Annotated in this window: 12 protein-coding genes and 1 pseudogene; 8 read left to right on the top strand and 5 right to left on the bottom strand. The window is 66.5% G+C overall.

Annotated features, from left to right (window positions below; translation table 11 throughout):
* Positions 1 to 521: 521 nt before the first annotated feature.
* Complete coding sequence (bamA, locus tag BRAS3809_RS29030) at positions 522 to 3,026, bottom strand: outer membrane protein assembly factor BamA (RefSeq protein ID WP_008965583.1); 2,505 nt, start codon at positions 3,024 to 3,026, stop codon at positions 522 to 524.
* Between the two features lie 965 nt (positions 3,027 to 3,991).
* Here bamA and BRAS3809_RS29025 point away from each other — a divergent pair.
* The 3 genes from BRAS3809_RS29025 to BRAS3809_RS29015 all read left to right on the top strand — a co-directional run bounded on the left by BRAS3809_RS29025 (position 3,992) and on the right by BRAS3809_RS29015 (position 8,659).
* Entirely contained in the window at positions 3,992 to 5,206 is a 1,215-nt protein-coding gene (locus tag BRAS3809_RS29025; protein WP_008965582.1) for an aminotransferase class I/II-fold pyridoxal phosphate-dependent enzyme, read from the top strand.
* Positions 5,207 to 5,217: 11 nt separating this feature from the next.
* Positions 5,218 to 7,692 carry a DNA translocase FtsK gene (locus BRAS3809_RS29020; RefSeq protein WP_008965581.1) on the top strand — a complete coding sequence of 825 codons (2,475 nt, stop codon included), beginning with the start codon at positions 5,218 to 5,220 and terminating at the stop codon, positions 7,690 to 7,692.
* A gap of 202 nt (positions 7,693 to 7,894) precedes the next feature.
* Positions 7,895 to 8,659 (top strand): outer membrane lipoprotein carrier protein LolA, encoded by a 765-nt coding sequence (locus BRAS3809_RS29015; protein WP_008965580.1) that lies wholly within the window; start codon positions 7,895 to 7,897, stop codon positions 8,657 to 8,659.
* An 11-nt stretch (positions 8,660 to 8,670) separates the two neighbouring features.
* On the opposite strand, the gene BRAS3809_RS29010 is transcribed toward BRAS3809_RS29015, so the two are convergent.
* On the bottom strand, positions 8,671 to 9,738 hold the full coding sequence (locus BRAS3809_RS29010; protein WP_008965579.1) for a DUF2336 domain-containing protein: 1,068 nt from the start codon (positions 9,736 to 9,738) through the stop codon (positions 8,671 to 8,673).
* A gap of 225 nt (positions 9,739 to 9,963) precedes the next feature.
* Between BRAS3809_RS29010 and BRAS3809_RS37795 the strand changes: the two are divergent.
* The 5 genes and pseudogenes from BRAS3809_RS37795 to BRAS3809_RS28990 all read left to right on the top strand — a co-directional run.
* Positions 9,964 to 10,060 (top strand): annotated as a pseudogene (locus BRAS3809_RS37795) (ATP-binding protein); the annotation flags it as partial.
* Positions 10,061 to 10,544: 484 nt separating this feature from the next.
* Positions 10,545 to 10,844 carry a DUF3892 domain-containing protein gene (locus BRAS3809_RS29005; RefSeq protein WP_008965578.1) on the top strand — a complete coding sequence of 100 codons (300 nt, stop codon included), beginning with the start codon at positions 10,545 to 10,547 and terminating at the stop codon, positions 10,842 to 10,844.
* A gap of 1,041 nt (positions 10,845 to 11,885) precedes the next feature.
* Positions 11,886 to 13,424, top strand: coding sequence for a YifB family Mg chelatase-like AAA ATPase (locus tag BRAS3809_RS29000; protein ID WP_008965576.1), 1,539 nt, complete (start codon positions 11,886 to 11,888; stop codon positions 13,422 to 13,424).
* 372 nt (positions 13,425 to 13,796) lie between these two features.
* Positions 13,797 to 14,273 carry a hypothetical protein gene (locus BRAS3809_RS28995; RefSeq protein ID WP_008965575.1) on the top strand — a complete coding sequence of 159 codons (477 nt, stop codon included), beginning with the start codon at positions 13,797 to 13,799 and terminating at the stop codon, positions 14,271 to 14,273.
* A gap of 137 nt (positions 14,274 to 14,410) precedes the next feature.
* Entirely contained in the window at positions 14,411 to 16,651 is a 2,241-nt protein-coding gene (locus BRAS3809_RS28990) for an ATP-binding protein (protein ID WP_008965574.1), read from the top strand.
* Positions 16,652 to 16,963: 312 nt separating this feature from the next.
* Here BRAS3809_RS28990 and coaA read toward each other — a convergent pair whose 3' ends face one another.
* From coaA to hisF, 3 genes are all read right to left on the bottom strand, one after another.
* Positions 16,964 to 17,920, bottom strand: coding sequence for a type I pantothenate kinase (coaA, locus tag BRAS3809_RS28985; RefSeq protein ID WP_008965572.1), 957 nt, complete (start codon positions 17,918 to 17,920; stop codon positions 16,964 to 16,966).
* Positions 17,921 to 17,953: 33 nt separating this feature from the next.
* The gene (locus BRAS3809_RS28980; protein WP_008965571.1) at positions 17,954 to 18,277 is read right to left on the bottom strand and encodes a phosphoribosyl-ATP diphosphatase; all 324 of its coding nucleotides are present in this window, start codon (positions 18,275 to 18,277) and stop codon (positions 17,954 to 17,956) included.
* 77 nt (positions 18,278 to 18,354) lie between these two features.
* On the bottom strand, positions 18,355 to 19,131 hold the full coding sequence (hisF, locus tag BRAS3809_RS28975) for an imidazole glycerol phosphate synthase subunit HisF (RefSeq protein ID WP_006612658.1): 777 nt from the start codon (positions 19,129 to 19,131) through the stop codon (positions 18,355 to 18,357).
* Positions 19,132 to 19,133 lie beyond the last annotated feature (2 nt).

The following is a 19,133-nucleotide window of genomic DNA, read 5'->3' as shown; positions in this document are numbered from 1 at the left end:
GGGCGGAAATGTGAAGGTGATTTGCCCGACGGTGCAAGCGCTGATGCTGCGACAGACTGGCACGACGGGCAGTTTGTGCATGGGAGGCATGCTGCCGACTCCACCGTCATTGCGAGCGAAGCGAAGCAATCCAGGGCTCGGGCGGGACTCTGGATTGCTTCGTCGCTCCGCTCCTCGCAATGACGGGGGGAAATATGTTGAGCTTGGCTGAGACGATAACCGCATCCTACCCCTTACGGTCGTGCATCCACGGCAACGGCAGTCGGCTCCCCTCCCCCTTGCGGGGAGGGGCTGGGGGTGGTGGTCCGCGGGCGATGACGTCGATGACGTGCGAGTCGATCCAGCAACGAAACGGCTGACCTCATCATTGAGCGAGCGATGGGTTTCGACCCTCGGGAGAGCGGGACTCGTGGTCCCCCACCCCCGACCCCTCCCCGCAAGAGGGGGAGGGGAGCTTACCATCGTCGTGGTCAGCGTTCGGACTCAATTGTACGCAAGACGATTGCTATATCGCACTCGCCTCAGAACGACGTGCCGCCGCCGAACCTGAATTCCTGGACGATGTCGTATTTGCCCTTCGTCAACGGCACGGCATAATCGAAGCGCAGCGGGCCGAAAGGGGAGGCCCAGATCAGGCCGACGCCGACGGAGGAGCGCACGACCTTGCTGTCGTCGTACTGCATCGCGCATTTGCAGGTCGAGGTGTTGACCTCGCCGGTGGCGGCCCAGGAGGTCGGGCCCTGGTAGCCCCACAGCGAGCCGGCATCGGCGTAGACCGAGCCCTTCAGGCCGACCTCCTTGGGCAGGAACCAGAACGGCATCTGCAGCTCGGCGGAGGCGCCCCAATATTTGGTGCCGCCGAGCGCATCGCCCGCCGCGCCGAAGCTGCGATAGGTGATGTCGCGCGGGCCGATGCCGTTGGAGGCGAAGCCGCGCACCAGCGTCGGGCCCATCTGGAAGTGGTCGAGCATGCGCAAGTCCTTGTCGCCGACCTTGTTGAGCACGCCGCCCTGCAGGTGGATGACGCTGACGATGTCCGAGACCAGCGGCGTGAAGTATTTCGCGTCCACCGCCGACTTGAGATAGCTGACATTGCCGCCGACGCCGGCGAAGTCCTGGCGCCAGTCGATCAGCAGGCCGTCGGTCGGGTTCTTGGTGTTGTCGAGCGTGTTGTAGTTGAGCGTATAGCCGAGCGCCGAGGTCAGCGCAGCACCGTCGTTCAGCTCCTTGCGCACCGCGAGGCTCGATTCGCCGTCGCCGTAGCAGCCATAGCCGTAGACGCCGGACGTGGTCGCGTTGGTCGGATCGACGCCGCCGAGCACGCTCTGGATGTAGGCCGGCGTCGGATTGAAGGCGAGCGAGGTGTTGGCGGCGTTGTTGTTGCAGTTCGCCAGATAGGACGGCAGCGTGATCTCCTGCCGGTACAGCGAGTAGCGCAGCTGCAGCGACAGGTCCTCGCGCAGCTGGAAGCCGAGCCGCGGGCTGAAGCCGACCGTGCGCGTGCCGTAGCTCGTATAGGAGTTGGCGAGCTGCTGGCGATAGGAGACGTCGAGGCCGAGCGCGACGCGGTAGTCCAGGAGATAGGGCTCGACGAAGGACAGCGACACGCCGCGCGTATACTGGCCATAGGTGACGGCGGCCTTGGCGAACAGCCCTCGGCCGAGGAAGTTGCGCTCGGAGATCGACACTTCCGCCAGCGCGCCGTCGGTGGTCGAATAGCCGCCGGAGATCGAGAAGTCGCCGGTCGATTTCTCCTCGAGGTTGACCACCAGGATGACCCGGTCGCTCGACGAGCCCGGCTCGGTCGAGATCTTCACGTCCTTGAAGAAGTCGAGGTTCTTCAGCCGCCGCTCGGCACGGTCGACCAGCGCGCGATTGTAGGCGTCGCCCTCGGAGAGATCGAACTCGCGCCGGATGACGTAGTCGCGGGTGCGGGTGTTGCCGCGGATCGAGATGCGCTCGATATAGGTGCGCGGGCCCTCGTCGACCGAGAACACGATCGCGACCGTATGCGCCTCGAGATTGCGGTCGCCGCGCGGGCGGACCACGGCGAAGGCGAAGCCGCGGCGCGAGGCCTCGATCTGCATCTCCTCGACCGACTTCTCGAGCTGCTCGACATTGTACAGCGCGCCGACATTGACGCGCGAATAGCCGCGCAGCGTGTTGCCGTCGAGCGCCGCCACCGTCGACTGGAACTGCACCGAGCTGACCCGGTACTGCTGGCCTTCCTCGATCTGGAACGTGACCAGGAAACCCTTCTTCTCCGGATCATATTCGGTGAGCGCGGCGACCACCTGGACGTCGGCATAGCCGTTCTTGAGATAGAAGCGGCGGATCAGGTCGCGGTCGGCCTCGACGCGGTCGGGATCGTAGACGTCGTTGTTGCCGAGGAAGCTGAGCCAGTTCGATTCGTGGGTCTTGATCACGTCGCGCAGCCGCGCGGCGGAATAGGCGTTGTTGCCGACGAAGCTGATCGACTTCACGCCGGTCTTGACGCCCTCGACCACGGTGAACACCAGGTCGACGCGGTTGTTCGGCTGCTCGATGATCTCCGGCGTGACGCGCACGTCGTAGCGGCCGGAGCGACGGTAGATCTCGGCGATGCGCTGCGCATCCGACTGCACCATCGGCCGCGACAGCGTGCCGCGCGGCTTCGATTGCACCTCGCCCGAGAGCTGCTCGTCCTTGACCTTCTTGTTTCCTTCGAACGCAACGCGGCCGATCACGGGATTCTCGACCACGCGCACGACCAGCCGGCCGCCCTGGCGGTCGATCTTGACGTCGGCGAACAGGCCGGTCTCGATCAGCGCCTTGAGGCCGTCGTCGACCTGGCCGGCATCGAGCGTGCCCGACGGGCCCGGCTTGAAGTAGGAGCGGATGGTGTCGGCCTCGATGCGGCGGTTGCCCTCGACGGTGATCGCAGTCGCGGCCGCGGCGGGCGCGGCCACCGCCAGGCGGGGCAGCGACGAAACGGGCATGGCCAGCAGCATCAGGGCAAGCACGCCCGGCAGTCTCAGACGCATCATCGACGCTCTTTCGATCGTTCGGAATCCAAGGGCCGCGCGACGCATGCCGGCACGCCCCAGGAATCGGTGATGCCCGTCAAAGATGGTTGAGATGCGCCAATCTGGTTTCGCGAAATGTCGATTGATGCGCTGCGTGACTGGATGTTTCCGGATGGACATCTTCGGCGCGCGACGCCGCTGCGGGACGGCGGCGGCGACTAATAAGTGTCGTGTCCGCGCCGGGACCGGAAAGCCACGCCGGCCGCCGACATCTCCGTTAAGCAATTGGCCAGCCGCCGCCGCATTCGGCGTGTTCCGACATCAAATTCTACAAAATAGCGAACACCGGCAATACGACGGAAAAGCGGCCGTGCTACATGCTCCTCATCCGAACTAAGCCCCCAAGTAGTTCGGCCAAGGCCCGGTGCGCACAGATTCCCATTCTTATTCCGGCGCACCGGGCCGCCCGTTTTTTCAAGTCACCTCGTGGTTCAGGCGGAGGTGTTGAGGCGCGGCCTCGATAGCCGGCCGGCGCCGGGCGCCTCCTTTCTCTGCTCGTCATACCCGGGCTTGACCCGGGCATCCACGCCGCCACCCCAGAACGCTCGGAAGATGGATGGCCGGGTCAAGCCCGGCCATGACGAATGGAAAGGGTCGAGCACATCTCGATCGAGGGAGACCGTTGCATCCAATCCGGGCTGTCTCACATTCCGGATGTTGGCAATGCATGCCGGATTCGGCTTTGCATCACCTCCAATCCAAGCGGGCACGCTGCCGCTGGTCGGTTCCCTCCACCCCCGCCCGAATCGCCACAATGTCGGGCGCTGTTGCGAAATTGCCTCTGGATCGGGCGGGGAAAAACCATCAAAACGGTCGGCAGCGCCGATGGTTAATCGCGTCTTAACCTCGCCCCACCTATGGTGACCGCAAAGGCACCGGTTCATGGGCGATCGGCGGCTTCCACTGGTTTGGCGCGCGTTTTACGTATGGCAATGACCGCTTCATCCCCCGCGCCCGCTGGCGCCAGCCATTCGGAGAGCGAACGCTCGCCGTTTGCGCGGCTGAACGAGCTGCTCGCCCCCTACCAGCCGGGCAGGCCGATGATCACGCTCGCCGTCGGCGAGCCGCAGCATCCGTTGCCGGATTTCGTCGGTCCGGTGCTGGCGCAGCACATCGCCGATTTCGGCCGCTATCCCGCCGCCAAGGGCATCGAGCCGTTCCGCAAGGCGGCGGCCGCCTGGCTGGCGCGCCGATTCGCGCTGCCGCGGCCGATCGATCCCGAGCATGAGATTCTCGTCCTGAACGGCAGCCGCGAGGGGCTGTTCTTCGCCGCCCATGCCGCGCTCCGTCACGCCGGCCCGCGCCGCGGCACGCCCGCCATCCTGATGCCGAACCCGTTCTATCCGGTGTACGGCGTCGGCGCCCGCACCGCAGGCTGTGAGCAGGTCTATCTGCCGACGACGCGCGACAACGGCTTCCTGCCCGACCTCGACGCGATCGACGAGGCGACGCTGGCTCGCACCATCGCGTTCTACATCGCGACTCCCGCCAACCCGCAGGGCTCCGTGGCCTCGGCGGACTATATGCGCCGGCTGAAGCGGCTCGCCGACCACTGGGGCTTCCTGATCTTCAGCGACGAATGCTATTCGGAGATCTACACCCGCGAGGCGCCGGGCAGCATGCTGGAGCAGGCCGGGCCCGATTACAGCAACGTCGTCGCGTTCCAGTCGCTGTCCAAACGCTCGAACGTGCCCGGCATGCGCATCGGCTTCGCCGCCGGCGATCGCAAGTTCCTCGCCGCCTTCCATGAGCTGCGCAACGTGGCCGCGCCGCAGGTGCCGGTGCCGCTGCAGCATGTCGCGGTGGCGGCCTATGCCGACGAGGCGCATGTCGAGGAGAACCGGCGGCTGTACCGCGCCAAGTTCGATCTCGCCGACCAGATCCTCGGCAACCGCTACGGCTACAAGCGTCCCGACGGCGGCTTCTGCGTCTGGCTCGACGTCGCCGATCGCGGCGGCGACGAGGAGGTGGCGCTGCGTCTGTATCGTGACGCGGGCGTGCGCGTGGTGCCGGGCAGTTACCTGGCGCGGCCGCAAGCCGACGGCTTCAATCCGGGTGTCGGCTACATCCGGCTGGCGCTGGTCGCCGATGCACAATCGACCGGCGAGGCGCTGCACCGGCTGGTCGAGACTCTCGGATAATCGCGGGGCGGATGCGGATGCCGGCGATCGAACGAGTCATTCCCCTGGTCAACCACCTGCCCTCGTCGCTGCGCGAGGCGCTGGTGCGGCGGCTGCGCGAGCTCGCGGGCCTCGGCCTGATCGCGCTGTGCGGGGTCGCCGCTGCGGCGCTGATGACCTGGTCGGTGCAGGACCCGAGCCTGTCCCACGCGACGTCCCGCGCGATCCGCAACATCGTCGGCTATCCCGGCGCGATCAGCGCCGACCTGTTGATGCAGATCCTCGGCCTCGGCTCGATCATGGCGATCCTGCCGCTCGCGGTCCGCGGCTGGCGGATGATGACGCACCGGCCGTTCGACCGCGAGGCGCTGCGGTTCGGCGCCTGGGTGCTCGGCGCGGTCATCGCCGCCGGCTTCGCCAGCTGCTGGCCGCGCTCGCATGCCTGGCCGCTGCCGACGGGATTGGGCGGCGTCGTCGGCGACGCGCTGGTGCGCGCGCCGGCCGTGGTGTTCGGGCCGCCCGGCGTGATCTATCGGCTCGTGCTCGGCGCGCTGCTGCTGATCGCGCTGATCGGCTGCCTGCTGGTCGCCGGGGGCCTCGGCGCGAAGGAGGCCGACCCGAGCGAGCTGGCGGAGGAGGAGGACGACACGCCGCTCGCCGACCCCGAGGATGACGACGACCGCAAGGCGATCCGGCTCGGCTGGATCTTCCACGCGATCATGAGCGCCAAGGCCCAGGTCGGCTGGTTCCTCTCGACCGCCTATCGCGCCCTGGTGTCCTCCGGCCCGCAGCCGCGTGGAGCTGCCGCCGGCCGCCAGGAGCCGAGCCTCGGGAGCCGCACCAAGCCGACCCTTGCCCCCGAGATGGACGAGGGCGACGAGGAGGAGGACGAGGCCGGCGAGGACGACGAAGAGGAGGAGGAGGAGGAGCCGGCGCCCAAGGCGCGCAAGAAGCCGGCGCCGAAGGCTCAGCCGAAGAAGTCCAGCGACAAATACGACCTGCCGTCGGTCTCGATGCTGGCGGCGCCCAAATCCTCCGACCGCCAGCCGCTGTCGAAGAGCGAGCTGGAGGCCAATTCGCGCGCGCTGGAAGGCGTGCTGCAGGATTTCGGCGTGCGCGGCGAGATCGTCAAGGCGCATCCCGGCCCGGTCGTCACGCTGTACGAGCTGGAGCCCGCGCCCGGCATCAAATCGTCGCGCGTGATCGGCCTCGCCGACGACATCGCCCGCTCGATGAGCGCGCTGTCGGCGCGCGTCGCCGTCGTCCCCGGCCGCAACGCCATCGGCATCGAGCTGCCCAACGCGCATCGCGAGAAGGTCTATCTGCGCGAGCTGCTGGTCGCCAAGGAGGCGACCGAGAGCGTCGCCAAGCTGCCGCTCTGCCTCGGCAAGAACATCGGCGGCGAATCCATCATCATCGACCTCGCCCGCACCCCGCACATGCTGATCGCCGGCACCACCGGCTCGGGCAAGTCGGTCGCCATCAACACCATGATCCTGAGCCTGGTCTACCGCCTCAGGCCCGACCAGTGCCGGCTGATCATGGTCGATCCGAAGATGCTCGAGCTATCCGTCTATGACGGCATTCCGCATCTCCTCACCCCCGTCGTGACCGACCCGAAGAAGGCGGTGGTCGCGCTGAAATGGGCGGTGCGCGAGATGGAGGAGCGCTACAAGAAGATGGCCAAGCTCGGCGTGCGCAACATCGACGGCTACAACGCCCGCGTCGCGGAAGCCCGCGCCAAGGGCGAGGAGCTGACGCGCACCGTCCACACCGGGTTCGACAAGGAGACCGGCAAGGCGATCTACGAGGAGGAGAAGCTCGACCTCGATCCCCTGCCCTACATCGTCATCATCGTCGACGAGATGGCCGACCTGATGATGGTCGCCGGCAAGGACATCGAGGGCACGGTGCAGCGCCTCGCCCAGATGGCGCGCGCCGCCGGCCTGCACGTGATCCTGGCCACCCAGCGCCCGTCGGTCGACGTCATCACCGGCACCATCAAGGCCAACTTCCCGACCCGCATCTCCTTCCAGGTGACGTCGAAGATCGACAGCCGCACCATCCTCGGCGAGATGGGCGCCGAGCAGCTGCTCGGCCAGGGCGACATGCTGTACATGGCCGGCGGCGGCCGCATCAGCCGCGTCCACGGCCCGTTCTGCTCCGACGAGGAGGTCGAGAAGGTCGTCAAGCACTTGAAGGCGCAGGGCTCGCCGGAATATCTCGAGGCGGTCACCGCCGAGGAGCCGAGCGAGGAGGACGGCGCCGTGTTCGACGCCACCGGCATGGGCGGCGGCGGCGGGGGCGACGACCTGTTCGCCCAGGCCGTGGCGGTGGTCAAGCGCGACCGCAAGGCCTCCACCAGCTACATTCAACGCCGGCTGCAGATCGGCTATAACAAGGCCGCTTCGCTGATGGAGCGGATGGAACAGGAAGGCATCGTCGGCCAGGCCAACCACGCCGGCAAGCGCGAGATCCTGGTGCCCGAGGAGGAAGGCGGGTTCTGAGCCCGCGTTCCTTGGTCCAGTTGCTTGGTCCGAGTTCCTTGGTCCCAGATCCGCCGTTTCCTGGTCGTAACTTCACGCAATTACGATCACGCTGACCGACCGAACCACGATAGAAACGCGTAAAGATCAGGACGTCGTTTTGAAAAGCTCCTTGTTGAACAGCCCCTTTTCGCTCCCGCGCCGCCGCACCAAGGCCCGGCTCGTGGCCTGCGCCGTTGCGGCCTGCGCCCTGACCAGCGTCGCCGGTCACGCCACCGCCCAGACCACGCCCGCCCCCAAGGCGGCGCAGAAGACCGGCGGCCAGCTCAACGCCGCGGACCAGCGCGGCCAGGCGCCCGCGACCACCCAGGCCACGCCGCCGAACCCGATCATCCCGGATCCCCGGCGCAACGTGCCGGCGAGCATCTTTACCTCCTTCGACAGCAATCAGAGGGCGATTGCCGCCAAGGTCAGCGCCTATCTCTCGTCGTTGCAGACTCTGGTCGGCAACTTCGTTCAGGTCGGTCCGGACGGCAGCAAGACCAAGGGCGATTTCTACATCCAGAAGCCCGGCAAGGTGCGCTTCGAATACGAGCCGCCGACGCCGATCGACATCATCGCCGACGGCTCGTCGCTGGTGGTGCGCGACCGCAAGCTGGCGACGCAGGACGTCTACCCGCTGTCGCAGACGCCGCTGCGCTATCTCTTGTCGGACCGTATCGACCTGCTGAAGGACACCAACGTCATCGCGGTCGCCTCCGACGATCTCTACGTCACGATCACGATCGAGGAGAAGCAGGCGCTGATCGGCACCAGCCGGCTGATGCTGATGCTCGGTGCCAAGGACGGCCAGCTCAAGCAGTGGACCGTGACCGACCCGCAGGGCTACGACACCACGATCGCGGTCTACAATCTCGACACGACCAAGAAGCTCGATCCGGCGATGTTCAAGATCGACTTCACCAACTACGCGACGCCGCCGGGCTGAGGCGAAGCGCTTCAGCTCGCCTGCAGGCCGCGAACCTTCCACTGCGCTTCCGACAGCACGAGCTTCTCGAAGCGCTTGCGCGCCTCCTCGAAATCCTCGGCCGCGATCATGTCGCAGCCCGGCCGCGCCTTCAGGATCATGCCGGTGGTCGCCCAGCTCAGCCGCGCCGCCTTGCAGGCCAGCAGCAGATCGGTCATCCGGCTCTCCTCCAGCAGCGATTCCACCGTCTCGATCGGGATCACGCAGAGCAGCGCCAGCGCCGCGATGACAGCGGGGAAATCGCCGGTCACGCAGAAGCGGTTAACGGCGGAATCGCCGAGCTTGCCGGTGCGGTTCAGCGCCGCGACCTCGGCCTTGACCGGCTCGTAGTCCCACATCGCCCGCATCGCCGCGCCGGCCGAGCGCGTCGGCGCCGCCTGCAGGGTGGCGCGGGTCGCCGGCGGCGCCGCCTTGATGAAGCGGGCGCGGGCGCTCTCGCTGGCGGCGGCGACGAAGGCGCGCGACAGCTTGGCCGGCAGATCGGTGCGCAGCGCCAGCTTTTCGGCGAGATCATCGTCGCGCTCGGCGACCTTGAACAGGCTACGATAGCTGTCCTCGGACAGTTTTGCGGTGAGGTTCTGCGCCAGCGCCATGCGCACCGGCGGGAAGCCGCGCGCGATCAACTGCGCGGTCAGCGCTTCGCCGACGCCCCTGCGGCTGGCGATCGCCACCAGATGCGCCGGGCTCGAGGCGCGGATGAACTCGGCAAGGTCGCGCTCGGTCAGCACCGCCGCCTTGGCCAGCACCGGCCCGGCGACGCGCAGCTCCGGATGAACCGCGAGCAGCCGCACCGTCGCATAGGGCGCGCGCTCGACGCCGGCGAGCGCCGCGCTCAGCTCCGCCAACACCTCGGTCGCCACCTGCGGCATCAGCCGGGCGAACATCTGGTCATAGAGATCGAGCTGCGCGTCGGGCGTCGGACGCGGTCCGGCCAGGAAGAGCGCGGTGGTCCGGCGCAACACCTCGGTGGCGAGCTCGGACACGGTCCGCGCCTCTCCCGATTGAAGCTTGGCGGCGGCAGCTGCCGGGGCTGGGGGCATCTCAGGTCTCTCATTGGCCGCGCCCGTCAACCGTGACGGGCGGCTCGATCCTCAATTTGCGAAAGAATGCGAAGGCCGGGCTAAAGGGGCGTTAAGCTCATTGCTGGGAATAGCGGTGCCCGGGGCTGTCGTTAATGGAACGTCTCGGTGCGCAGATCGATGTTCCCGTATTGTTCTTGCGAACCTCGACCGCTTCCGCTAGCCTCCTGCTCGGGAGGGGCACCCATGGTCCAGCGCGTTTCCACCGTCGCGTTCGAGGGAATCGAGGCCCGCGCGGTCGACGCAGGTCCAGGTCGCGCCGGGACTGCCGGCGTTTGCTATTGCCGATTGTCAATGACAATTCGAGGCCGAATCGGTTCTGCAATATAGGACTGCGCGCGAGAACGAAACGTGTCCCTCGAAGCCGACGTTGAGGGCTCTGAAAAGCCAAAAAATACTGCGGCAGCGTGTGGATAGCACGGATTGGATCAGTAGAACGGCCGCGCTCAAAGGCGAGTTCATCAACGAAAACAGACACTTAGACGCCCATGCGCCGATATTATTCCGGGTTTTCCCCCATATTTGGTGTTTCCCGGATTTCGGCGCACTAGTCCTTGACGGGAGAAGCGGAGTCGCTCCAGACTCCGTCCGACTAGAAACAGACGAAGCCGCCAAGCCCTGGCAGGCCCAACGGCTTCTGAAGTCTCTGGCCCGCTACTTAACCCATGAGACGGGCAAGCGGGGCGTCGGCTAGTGTCAACGGCTCCATAGAATCGGAGTTTCTAGCGACGGTCAAGCCTGTCTCCTCTTAGAAGGAGCTGTTCTCGATGGCTACCATCGCGAAAACGAAGACTTGTGAGATCAAGTGCATCAACAAAAGTGACCGCTTTAATCCTCATGAGCGCATCACGCACGTTGGCGGCTACGAAGACCGCCCGTGGAAGATCACCCAAGAAACGGCCATAGCTCTCATCGAAAGCGAAGAGTGGCAATTCTGGGTGAAGCCGCCGTACGGCGACCCCGTGTGGGTCATTGTTGCGAAGAGCCGCTATGGCCATAAGTACCTGAAAACGGTGGCCGACGGCGAGGAGCCGAACAACCTCCTGTCGCTGCCCGAGTGCCCGTAGCGGCCTAGTGCCCGCTGGATCGCACGGCCCATCAGGGTGGCTTGTGCGGTCCGGCAAGCGAAATGGGTCCCCTTTCGTCCACCCCGGGCCCCTTTTTGGTTATCCCGCCGACCACCGAGGTTCTTACAGCTCAGCCCGCGAGTAGGACTTCTGGCTGTAATGTCTCGCAGCGGCCCCGCAAGAGTTGTGCTACCATTTGGTGAGCGAGGGTGCCGCCGTGTATTTTTACAGAACACACACCGCCACCGTGTCCGGCTCGGTTTGCCGCCGCGTGCGGTGTGTCGGCTGCTCTCGCGAATATGCGTACAATCTGACGCGTGCCGCGTCGGGGGGTGGTCATAGTCCATTTTTCTTGACGGACGCGAGCGCCGCGCAGGCTGCGGCAGAACGTGCCCGCAGCAATCTGGCCCGTGTGCTCGATCAGGCGATTGATCCTGTTTTCTGCCCCACGTGCGGTATTTATCAGCCCGATATGGAGACCCTTCTGCGAAGGCAGCTTGGTGCGGCCTGTGACCCAATAAGTGGGCCTCAATGCGTGCTAAAATCCCATGGCAGGCCGCATGGGGCGCCGTGCGTTCCAAGGACACACTGGCGCATTACCAGCGCTTCGTGGAGATGTGGCCTTCGCACTATGCTCTAGCAGAGGACCGAATAAGAGAATTAAAGCACCCGGTCCTCCGACGCGTGACGTCCGGGGTATTTTGGTTCGCCTGGGGGGTCTTGGCTGTGGGGGCTGCAGCGGTTGTGCTGATAGTGCCGCTCGTTGATCGTTTCGCCAGATAGCATTGAGCCCGCATCTCATTGGTCGCGCCCTCGGCGGTGATCACGTCGCCGCCTTGATTTGCTACGCCTCCTTGCCTGCGGAAGGGGCCCCTGATTGGCGGCTCGGCTTGCTAATCAATCTCGGACTGAGTGCTCGTCGTTGTCCCCTCGATCGGCCCCAGATCTACCGCAGCAAGACCGGCGCGACGTTCATGTTCCTGTATTGTTCTTGCGCGAGTGCCCTGCTTCCGCTAGCCTCCTTTGCCGGGAGGGGCACCCATGGTTCAGCGCGTTTCCACCGTCGCGTTCGAGGGGATCGAGGCTCGCGCGGTCGACGTGCAGGTCCAGGTCGCACCGGGACTGCCGGCGTTCGCGATCGTTGGCCTCCCGGACAAGGCGGTGTCGGAGGCGCGCGAGCGGGTGCGCTCGGCGCTGATCGCCTCGGGGCTGGCGCTGCCGGCGCGGCGCATCACCGTCAATCTGGCGCCGGCCGACGTGCCCAAGGAAGGCAGCCATTATGATCTGCCGATCGCGCTCGGACTGATGGCGGCGATCGGCGCGATCCCGCCGGATGCGCTGAGCGGCTTCACCGTGCTCGGCGAGCTCGGCCTCGACGGCTCGATCGCGCCCGTGGCCGGCGTGCTGCCGGCGGCGATCGGCGCCAATGCGCGCGAGGACGGGCTGATCTGCCCGGCCGCCTGCGGCGCGGAGGCGGCGTGGGCCAGCCCCGACCTGCAGATCATCGCGGCGACGTCGCTGATCCAGATCGCCAATCACTTCAAGGGCACGCAGGTGCTGTCGCGGCCGCAGCCGAAGATCCAGGAGGCGCCCGCCAGCCTGCTCGACCTGCGCGACATCAAGGGCCAGGAGAGCGGCAAGCGCGCCCTGGAGATCGCCGCCGCCGGAGGCCATCATCTGCTGATGATCGGCTCGCCAGGCGCCGGCAAATCGATGCTGGCGGCGCGGCTGCCGTCGATCCTGCCGCCGCTGTCGCCGGCGGAGCTGCTGGAGGTCTCGATGATCGCCTCCGTCGCCGGCGAGATCGAGGGCGGCGCCCTGACCAACCGGCGGCCGTTCCGCAGCCCGCACCATTCCGCCAGCATGGCGGCGCTGACCGGCGGCGGCCTGCGCGCCAAGCCGGGCGAGATCTCGCTCGCGCATCACGGCGTGCTGTTCCTCGACGAGCTGCCGGAGTTCGATCCGCGCGTGCTCGATTCACTGCGCCAGCCGCTGGAGAATGGCGAGGTCTCGATCTCGCGCGCCAACCATCGCGTCACCTACCCTGCCCGCTTCATGCTGGTCGCGGCGATGAACCCGTGCCGCTGCGGCAACGCCTTCGAGCCCGGCTACGCCTGCAAGCGCGGCCGCATCGACCGCTGCACGTCGGACTATCAGACCCGGATCTCCGGCCCGCTGATGGACCGCATCGATCTGCGCATCGAGGTGCCCGCCGTCACCGCCGCCGATCTGATCCTGCCGCCCGCGAAGGAAGGCTCCGCCGAGGTCGCCGCCCGCGTCGCCGCCGCGCGCGACCTGCAGCGCGCGCGCTACGCCAAGGCCGGCCTGCCGCACATCAGGACCAACGCCGAGGCGCCGGCCGCCATACTCGACGACATCGCAAAACTCGATGCGCCCGGGCAGAAGCTGCTGCGCGAAGCCGCCGAGACGATGCGGCTGTCGGCCCGCGGCTATCACCGCGTGCTGCGCGTCGCGCGCACGCTGGCCGATCTCGACCATGCCGACACGATCGGCCGGCTGCATCTGGCGGAGGCGCTGTCATATCGCGCGCTTGCAGAAGATAACCGGCATGCGGCGTGACATGACTTGTGCGATGGACGATCCGACGCAAGTGTTCCTCACGATTCGCGAGGCTGCGAACAACCGCGATCCCCAATCGTCTCCTACAACGTACGGAGCTATCGAAGTTGACGACCGGAGTTTGCACTCGACGTCTTCCGCGTCGTGAAGGCCGGTCATGTCGCGGCCATCCACGTCGTCCGGCATGCAGAGAGCGACGTGGATGCCCGGGACGGAACCAGGGCATGACGATGTGGAGACAGTCTCGCGAAAAACCGGGATAGGCCATATGCGACAGCTCCGCCTCAACACTCTGGTAACGACTTTTCTTTACGCTCCGACAACCATAAGGCCCGCGTTTCCGTCATCAGGCCTGTCGTGTCGGTGCGTGTCATGTTGCGTTTCAAGGTCATCGTGTCGGCCGTGCCGCTGATCGCAGCCGCGGTCCTTGCCCGAACAGAGTTGGCGCCCTCCCCGCAGCCCTGCATTGCCGTCGGCGCCGACAGCGTCACGCTCGGGGCTGCGCCGTTCCATGCCGATCTGCACGTTGATTTCACCGATGATCCGGCGCAGGCCACGGTTCGCGTCGCGCTGGCCGAGAGCCCTGAGACTGCGGATCTCGTCGTGGTCGACGATACCCCGGCCACGGACGATCAGGGCTGCGGCCTGACCGCCGCCACGAAGGTCGTGGCCATCGCCGCCGAGCCACATCTGGATGCGCCGCTGATCTATCTCATTCGCGACGATGCGGCGGACGGACCTGCCGACTATCGCATCTACGTCCGCTCCAGCCACGTCACAGCGCGGGAAGCGGCCGCGTTGATCGTGGCCGCCCGCCGACACGACCCGCCGGCCAATCCGGTGCTGTGAGCCGGGCTAACGCCCGGTTCACCATCTCGGCACGGCCCAGGCGCGCGTGCATGAGCGTTGAAAGTCTCCGCAAGACCCGGCGCGGCATGATGCGCGCCGGACAGGACATCGGGAATCGTAATCGTCGGGGGTGGACAATGGGACGGGTTCTTCGCATCAGGCTGCATCTGCGCCGGTTCATGCGCCGTCATCAGCTCGTGTTCACGATCCTGCGCTCGCTGATGATCTTCTCCGCCGGCTTCGGCGGCGCCTACGGCTTCATCAAGGCCAGCATCTCCGAGCACTCGGGCTACAATCCGCATGCCTTCGCGATCGGGGCGAGCTTCCTGTTCGCGCTGGCCTGCGTCGGCCTCGCCACGCTCAGCATGCGGCTGCGCTTCGTCCATAAGAAGCTGCACAAGATCGCGCTCCACAACGAGGTGCTGGCCGACCGGAACTGGGAGCTGCAGGAGGCGGAGCAGCGCGCGCGAAATCTGTTCGAGCAGCAGGGCGATCTCATCGTCATGCGCGAACAGAACGGCACCATCGTGTTCGTCAACGACGCCTATTGCCAGATGGCGGGACTCGATCGCGAGAACCTCGTCGGCAGCAGCTTCACCTTCGCGCTGATCGAGCAGGGCGACAGCGCCTTGGAGCCGAGCGGCACGCGGGTCCACGACCAGCGCATCGACAGCGCGATCGGGCCACGCTGGATCGCCTGGCGCGAGGCGCTGGTGCGCTCCGATGCGGGCCACCCGGCCGTGCTGCAATGTGTCGGCCGCGACGTCACCGACCGGACCGAGACCGAGCGGGCGCTGGCGGATGCGCGCGACCAGGCCAATGCGGCCAATCGCGCCAAGTCGCGTTTCCTGGCGATGGCCAGCCACGAGATCCGCACGCCGCTGAACGGAATCCTCGGCATGAGCGGGCTGCTGCTGGAGACGCAGCTCACGCCGGAGCAGACCACCTACGCCAGGGCGGTCCGCACCTCCGGCGAGGCGCTGATGTCGCTGATCAACGAGCTGCTCGACTATTCCAAGATCGAGGCCGGCAAGCTGGCACTGGAGGCGCAGCCGTTCTCGCTTGTTGCGCTGATCGAGGAGATCACCGAACTCCTGGCGCCCCGCGCGCAAGCCAAGCAGCTCGAGATCGCGGCCTATATGGACGAGCGGCTGCCGACCTTCGTCACAGGCGATGCCGCGCGGCTGCGCCAGGTGTTGCTCAATCTTGCCGGCAACGCCATCAAGTTCACCGCCAAGGGCGGCGTCGCTGTCATCGCCGAGCCCGGCATCTGGCCGAACGAAATCAGTTTTCAGGTCCGCGACACCGGCATCGGCATTGCGGCGGACGCGCAGGAGCGGATCTTCCGCGAGTTCGAGCAGGCCGACGACAGCGTCGCGCGCAGCTTCGGCGGCACCGGACTGGGGCTCGCGATCTCCGAGCGGATCGTCAAGCGGATGGGCGGACGCATCAGCCTGCAGAGCGAGCTCGGCGCAGGCTCGACGTTCGAGATCTCCGTGCCGCTGCCGGCGGCGCTGGAGCGCGGCGAGCAGAACAGTTTCCGCGGGCCCGATCTCACCGGCCAGTCGATCATGCTGATCGCGCCGCACGGGCTGCAGGCCGAGCTGATCGAACGCCGTTTGCAGAACTGGGGCGCGCAGACCTGCCTGGTCGCCGAGACCGAGGTCGCCGAGGCGCTGCTGCCGGAACGCACCTGGCATGCCGTGCTGATCGATGACGCCGTCGGAGGCGATCTGGCGCAACGCCTGGGTGACGCTGCGCGGCGGTATACGACGCGGCTCATCGTGCTGGTCACGCCTGTCAGCCGTCACGAACTGATGCCGGCGGCGCCGTTCCACGGCTATCTGGTCAAGCCGCTGCGCGCCGCATCGCTCGCCGCGCGCGTCGGCTTCGATGTCGATGGCGCGGCGGCGCCGGAGATCGATGCGCCCGTTCCGATGATCGCGCCGCCGATCGCCGCGCGCGCGGGCAACGGTCTCGCGATCCTGGTCGCGGAGGACAACGACATCAACGCTTTGCTGATGCGCTCGCTGCTGACCAAGCTCGGCCATCACGCCGACATCGCCGTGCATGGCGAGGCGGCGCTCGACTCATGGCTGGCGGCGCGCTCGGCCGGCACGCCCTACGACCTGATCCTGATGGATGTGCAGATGCCCCGCCTCGACGGCATCGCCGCCGCCAAGCGTATCCGGGCACTCGAGGCGACCGAGGCCGGCCGGCGGACGCCGATCCTGGCCCTGACCGCGAACACCCTGGTCGAGGACCGCTACGCCTGTTTCGAGGCTGGCATGGACGGCTTCCTGGTCAAGCCGATCGACCGCGACAAGCTGGACGAAGCGCTGGCGAACCTGGCCGCCGCGCGACAGGTGGCGGCCTAGTTATGAGTTGTTAGTCTTCATACGGGCGGTCTCAGCGCTCCCTCTCCCCGTTCTTCACGGGGAGAGGGTCGGGGTGAGGGGCAGCCGCACGGGCGGTGCTGATTCTCAGCCGCTAAGAGGCGCATACCGATAGACTTTGATCCGAGCTGCGTAGGTGCCATGCCCCTCACCCGCATTGCTGCGCAATCCGAGCTCTCCCCGCAAAAGGGCGGGGAGAGGTTAGAGCGGCGCAAGCCTCAGAATCGTGCCAATCACTACAGAAAGGACGGCATCAACGCCAACTGATGCCCGCATCTGCCTGGGCCATTCAACTCACAGCCGCCTGAGCGCCACGGTCTCGATCTCGTGGTCGGCCCCCTTCTTCAGGATCAGGGTCGCGCGCGGGCGGGTCGGCAGGATGTTGTCCTCGAGGTTGGCGAGGTTGGTGCGCTCCCAGATCGCGATCGCGGTGGCGGTGGCCTCTTCGTCCGACAGCAACGCGTAGCGGTTGAAGTAGGAGCGGGGATCGTGGAACGCCGTGTCGCGCAGCGACAGGAAGCGCTTCACGTACCATTTGCGCAGCACCGCCTCCTCGGCGTCGATATAGACCGAGAAGTCGAAGAAGTCCGACACCACGGGCACCGCCTTGCCGTCGCGCGGCAAGGGACCCGTCTGCAGCACGTTGACGCCCTCGACGATCAGGATGTCCGGCTGGTCGATTTCCGTCCACTGGTTGGGCACGATGTCGTAGCTGAGATGCGAGTAGACCGGCGCGCGCACCGGATGGCGGCCGGCCTTGATGTCGGAGAGGAAGGCGAGCAGCCGTGCCTTGTCGTAGCTCTCCGGAAAGCCCTTCTTCTGCATCAGGCCCTGCCGTTCGAGCACCGCGTTCGGAAACAGAAAACCGTCGGTGGTGATGAGATCGACCTTGGGCCGCGGCGACCAGCGGGTCAGCAGCGCCTGCAGCACGCGCGCGGTGGTCGACTTGCCGACCGAGACCGAGCCGGCGACGCCGATGATGTAGGGCATCTTGCGGTCGCGGATGCCGAGGAACTGGCGCTGTGCGTAGTACAGCCGCTGAGCGGCATCGACATACATCGACAGCAGTCGCGACAGCGGCAGATAGATGTCCTCGACCTCCTGCAGGTCGAGGCGGTCGTGCATCGAGCGCAATTTGGAGAACTCGCCGGGCTCCAAGGTCATCGGCGTATCGTTGCGCAGCTCGGCCCATTGCTGGCGGGTGAAGACGCGGTACGGATTATATTGTTGTTCGGTGGTGCGCATATCCATGACGCTGCCCTTCGTTTCCCCCGCCGTCGCGCCCTACTCCGTCTTGCGCGACGCCTTTTCTTCCAGGCCGGATTGGCCGGTCCGCTTGCCAAGCGCCGCCTCGACCTCGTCGAGCTTGATGTCGCGCGACTTCAGCAGCACCAACAAATGAAACAGCAGATCGGCGCTTTCGGAGATCAGATGCTCGCGATCGGTGCCGACGCCGGCGATGACCGTCTCGACCGCCTCCTCGCCCATCTTCTTGGCGCACTGCGCCGGACCCTTGTCGAGCAGCTTGCGCGTATAGGACGCCTCGCCGCCCGCCGCGGCGCGCGCGTCGATGATGGCAGCCAGGTCGTGAAGCGTGAAGCGGGACATCAGCCAGGTCTCGGAACGGGGTCCGCCCCGAGCCGAGCGGACCTTCGTTCATCTAACATTTTTGCGGCGCAATGTCGTCAGGGATCGAGCCGCATCGGCAGCCCCTGGCGCACCATGTGCTCCTTGGCCTGACGGATGGTAAATTCCCCGAAATGGAAGATCGAGGCGGCCAATACCGCCGTCGCCCTGCCCTGCCGGATGCCGTCGACCAGGTGATCGAGATTGCCGACGCCGCCGGAGGCGATCACCGGAACCGGGACGCTGTCGGCCACTGCCCGGGTCAGCGGCAGGTCGAAACCCTGCCGCGTGCCGTCGCGGTCCATCGAGGTCAGCAGGATCTCGCCGGCGCCGAGCGCGACGACTTCCTGCGCATATTCCAGCGCATCGATGCCGGTCGACTTGCGGCCGCCATGGGTGAAGATCTCCCAGCGCGAGCCGCCGCCCGGCCGCGACACCGACTTGGCGTCGATCGCCACCACGATGCACTGCTCGCCGAACTTCTCGGCGGCTTCCTTCACGAACTCGCGCCGCGCCACCGCGGCCGAGTTGATCGAGACCTTGTCGGCGCCGGAGCGCAGCAATGTCTTGATATCGTCGATGGTGCGCACGCCGCCGCCGACGGTGACCGGCATGAAGCAGGCTTCCGCCGTGCGGCGAACGACATCGAGCATGATGCCGCGGTTCTCATGGGTCGCGGTGATATCGAGAAAGCAGAGCTCGTCGGCGCCGGCGGCGTCATAGGCGATCGCCGCTTCGACGGGATCGCCGGCGTCGCGCAGATTGACGAAGTTGACGCCCTTGACGACCCGTCCGTCCTTGACGTCGAGGCAGGGAATGACGCGGACCTTGAACATCG

It is taken from the genome of Bradyrhizobium sp. STM 3809 (assembly GCF_000239795.1).
Taxonomy (GTDB): domain Bacteria; phylum Pseudomonadota; class Alphaproteobacteria; order Rhizobiales; family Xanthobacteraceae; genus Bradyrhizobium.
The sequence above is the reverse complement of the archived record's forward strand: the minus strand, read 5'-3'. Positions and strand labels throughout refer to the sequence as shown.

Excerpts from the sequence above, each read along its gene's own strand:
- bamA (WP_008965583.1), bottom strand. The coding sequence starts at position 3,026 with ATGATGCGTCTGAGACTGCCGGGCGTGCTTGCCCTGATGCTGCTGGCC.
- BRAS3809_RS29025 (WP_008965582.1), top strand. The coding sequence starts at position 3,992 with ATGGCAATGACCGCTTCATCCCCCGCGCCCGCTGGCGCCAGCCATTCG.
- BRAS3809_RS29020 (WP_008965581.1), top strand. The coding sequence starts at position 5,218 with ATGCGGATGCCGGCGATCGAACGAGTCATTCCCCTGGTCAACCACCTG.
- BRAS3809_RS29010 (WP_008965579.1), bottom strand. The coding sequence starts at position 9,738 with ATGCCCCCAGCCCCGGCAGCTGCCGCCGCCAAGCTTCAATCGGGAGAG.
- BRAS3809_RS29005 (WP_008965578.1), top strand. The coding sequence starts at position 10,545 with ATGGCTACCATCGCGAAAACGAAGACTTGTGAGATCAAGTGCATCAAC.
- BRAS3809_RS29000 (WP_008965576.1), top strand. The coding sequence starts at position 11,886 with ATGGTTCAGCGCGTTTCCACCGTCGCGTTCGAGGGGATCGAGGCTCGC.
- BRAS3809_RS28995 (WP_008965575.1), top strand. The coding sequence starts at position 13,797 with ATGTTGCGTTTCAAGGTCATCGTGTCGGCCGTGCCGCTGATCGCAGCC.
- BRAS3809_RS28990 (WP_008965574.1), top strand. The coding sequence starts at position 14,411 with ATGGGACGGGTTCTTCGCATCAGGCTGCATCTGCGCCGGTTCATGCGC.
- coaA (WP_008965572.1), bottom strand. The coding sequence starts at position 17,920 with ATGGATATGCGCACCACCGAACAACAATATAATCCGTACCGCGTCTTC.
- BRAS3809_RS28980 (WP_008965571.1), bottom strand. The coding sequence starts at position 18,277 with ATGTCCCGCTTCACGCTTCACGACCTGGCTGCCATCATCGACGCGCGC.
- hisF (WP_006612658.1), bottom strand. The coding sequence starts at position 19,131 with ATGTTCAAGGTCCGCGTCATTCCCTGCCTCGACGTCAAGGACGGACGG.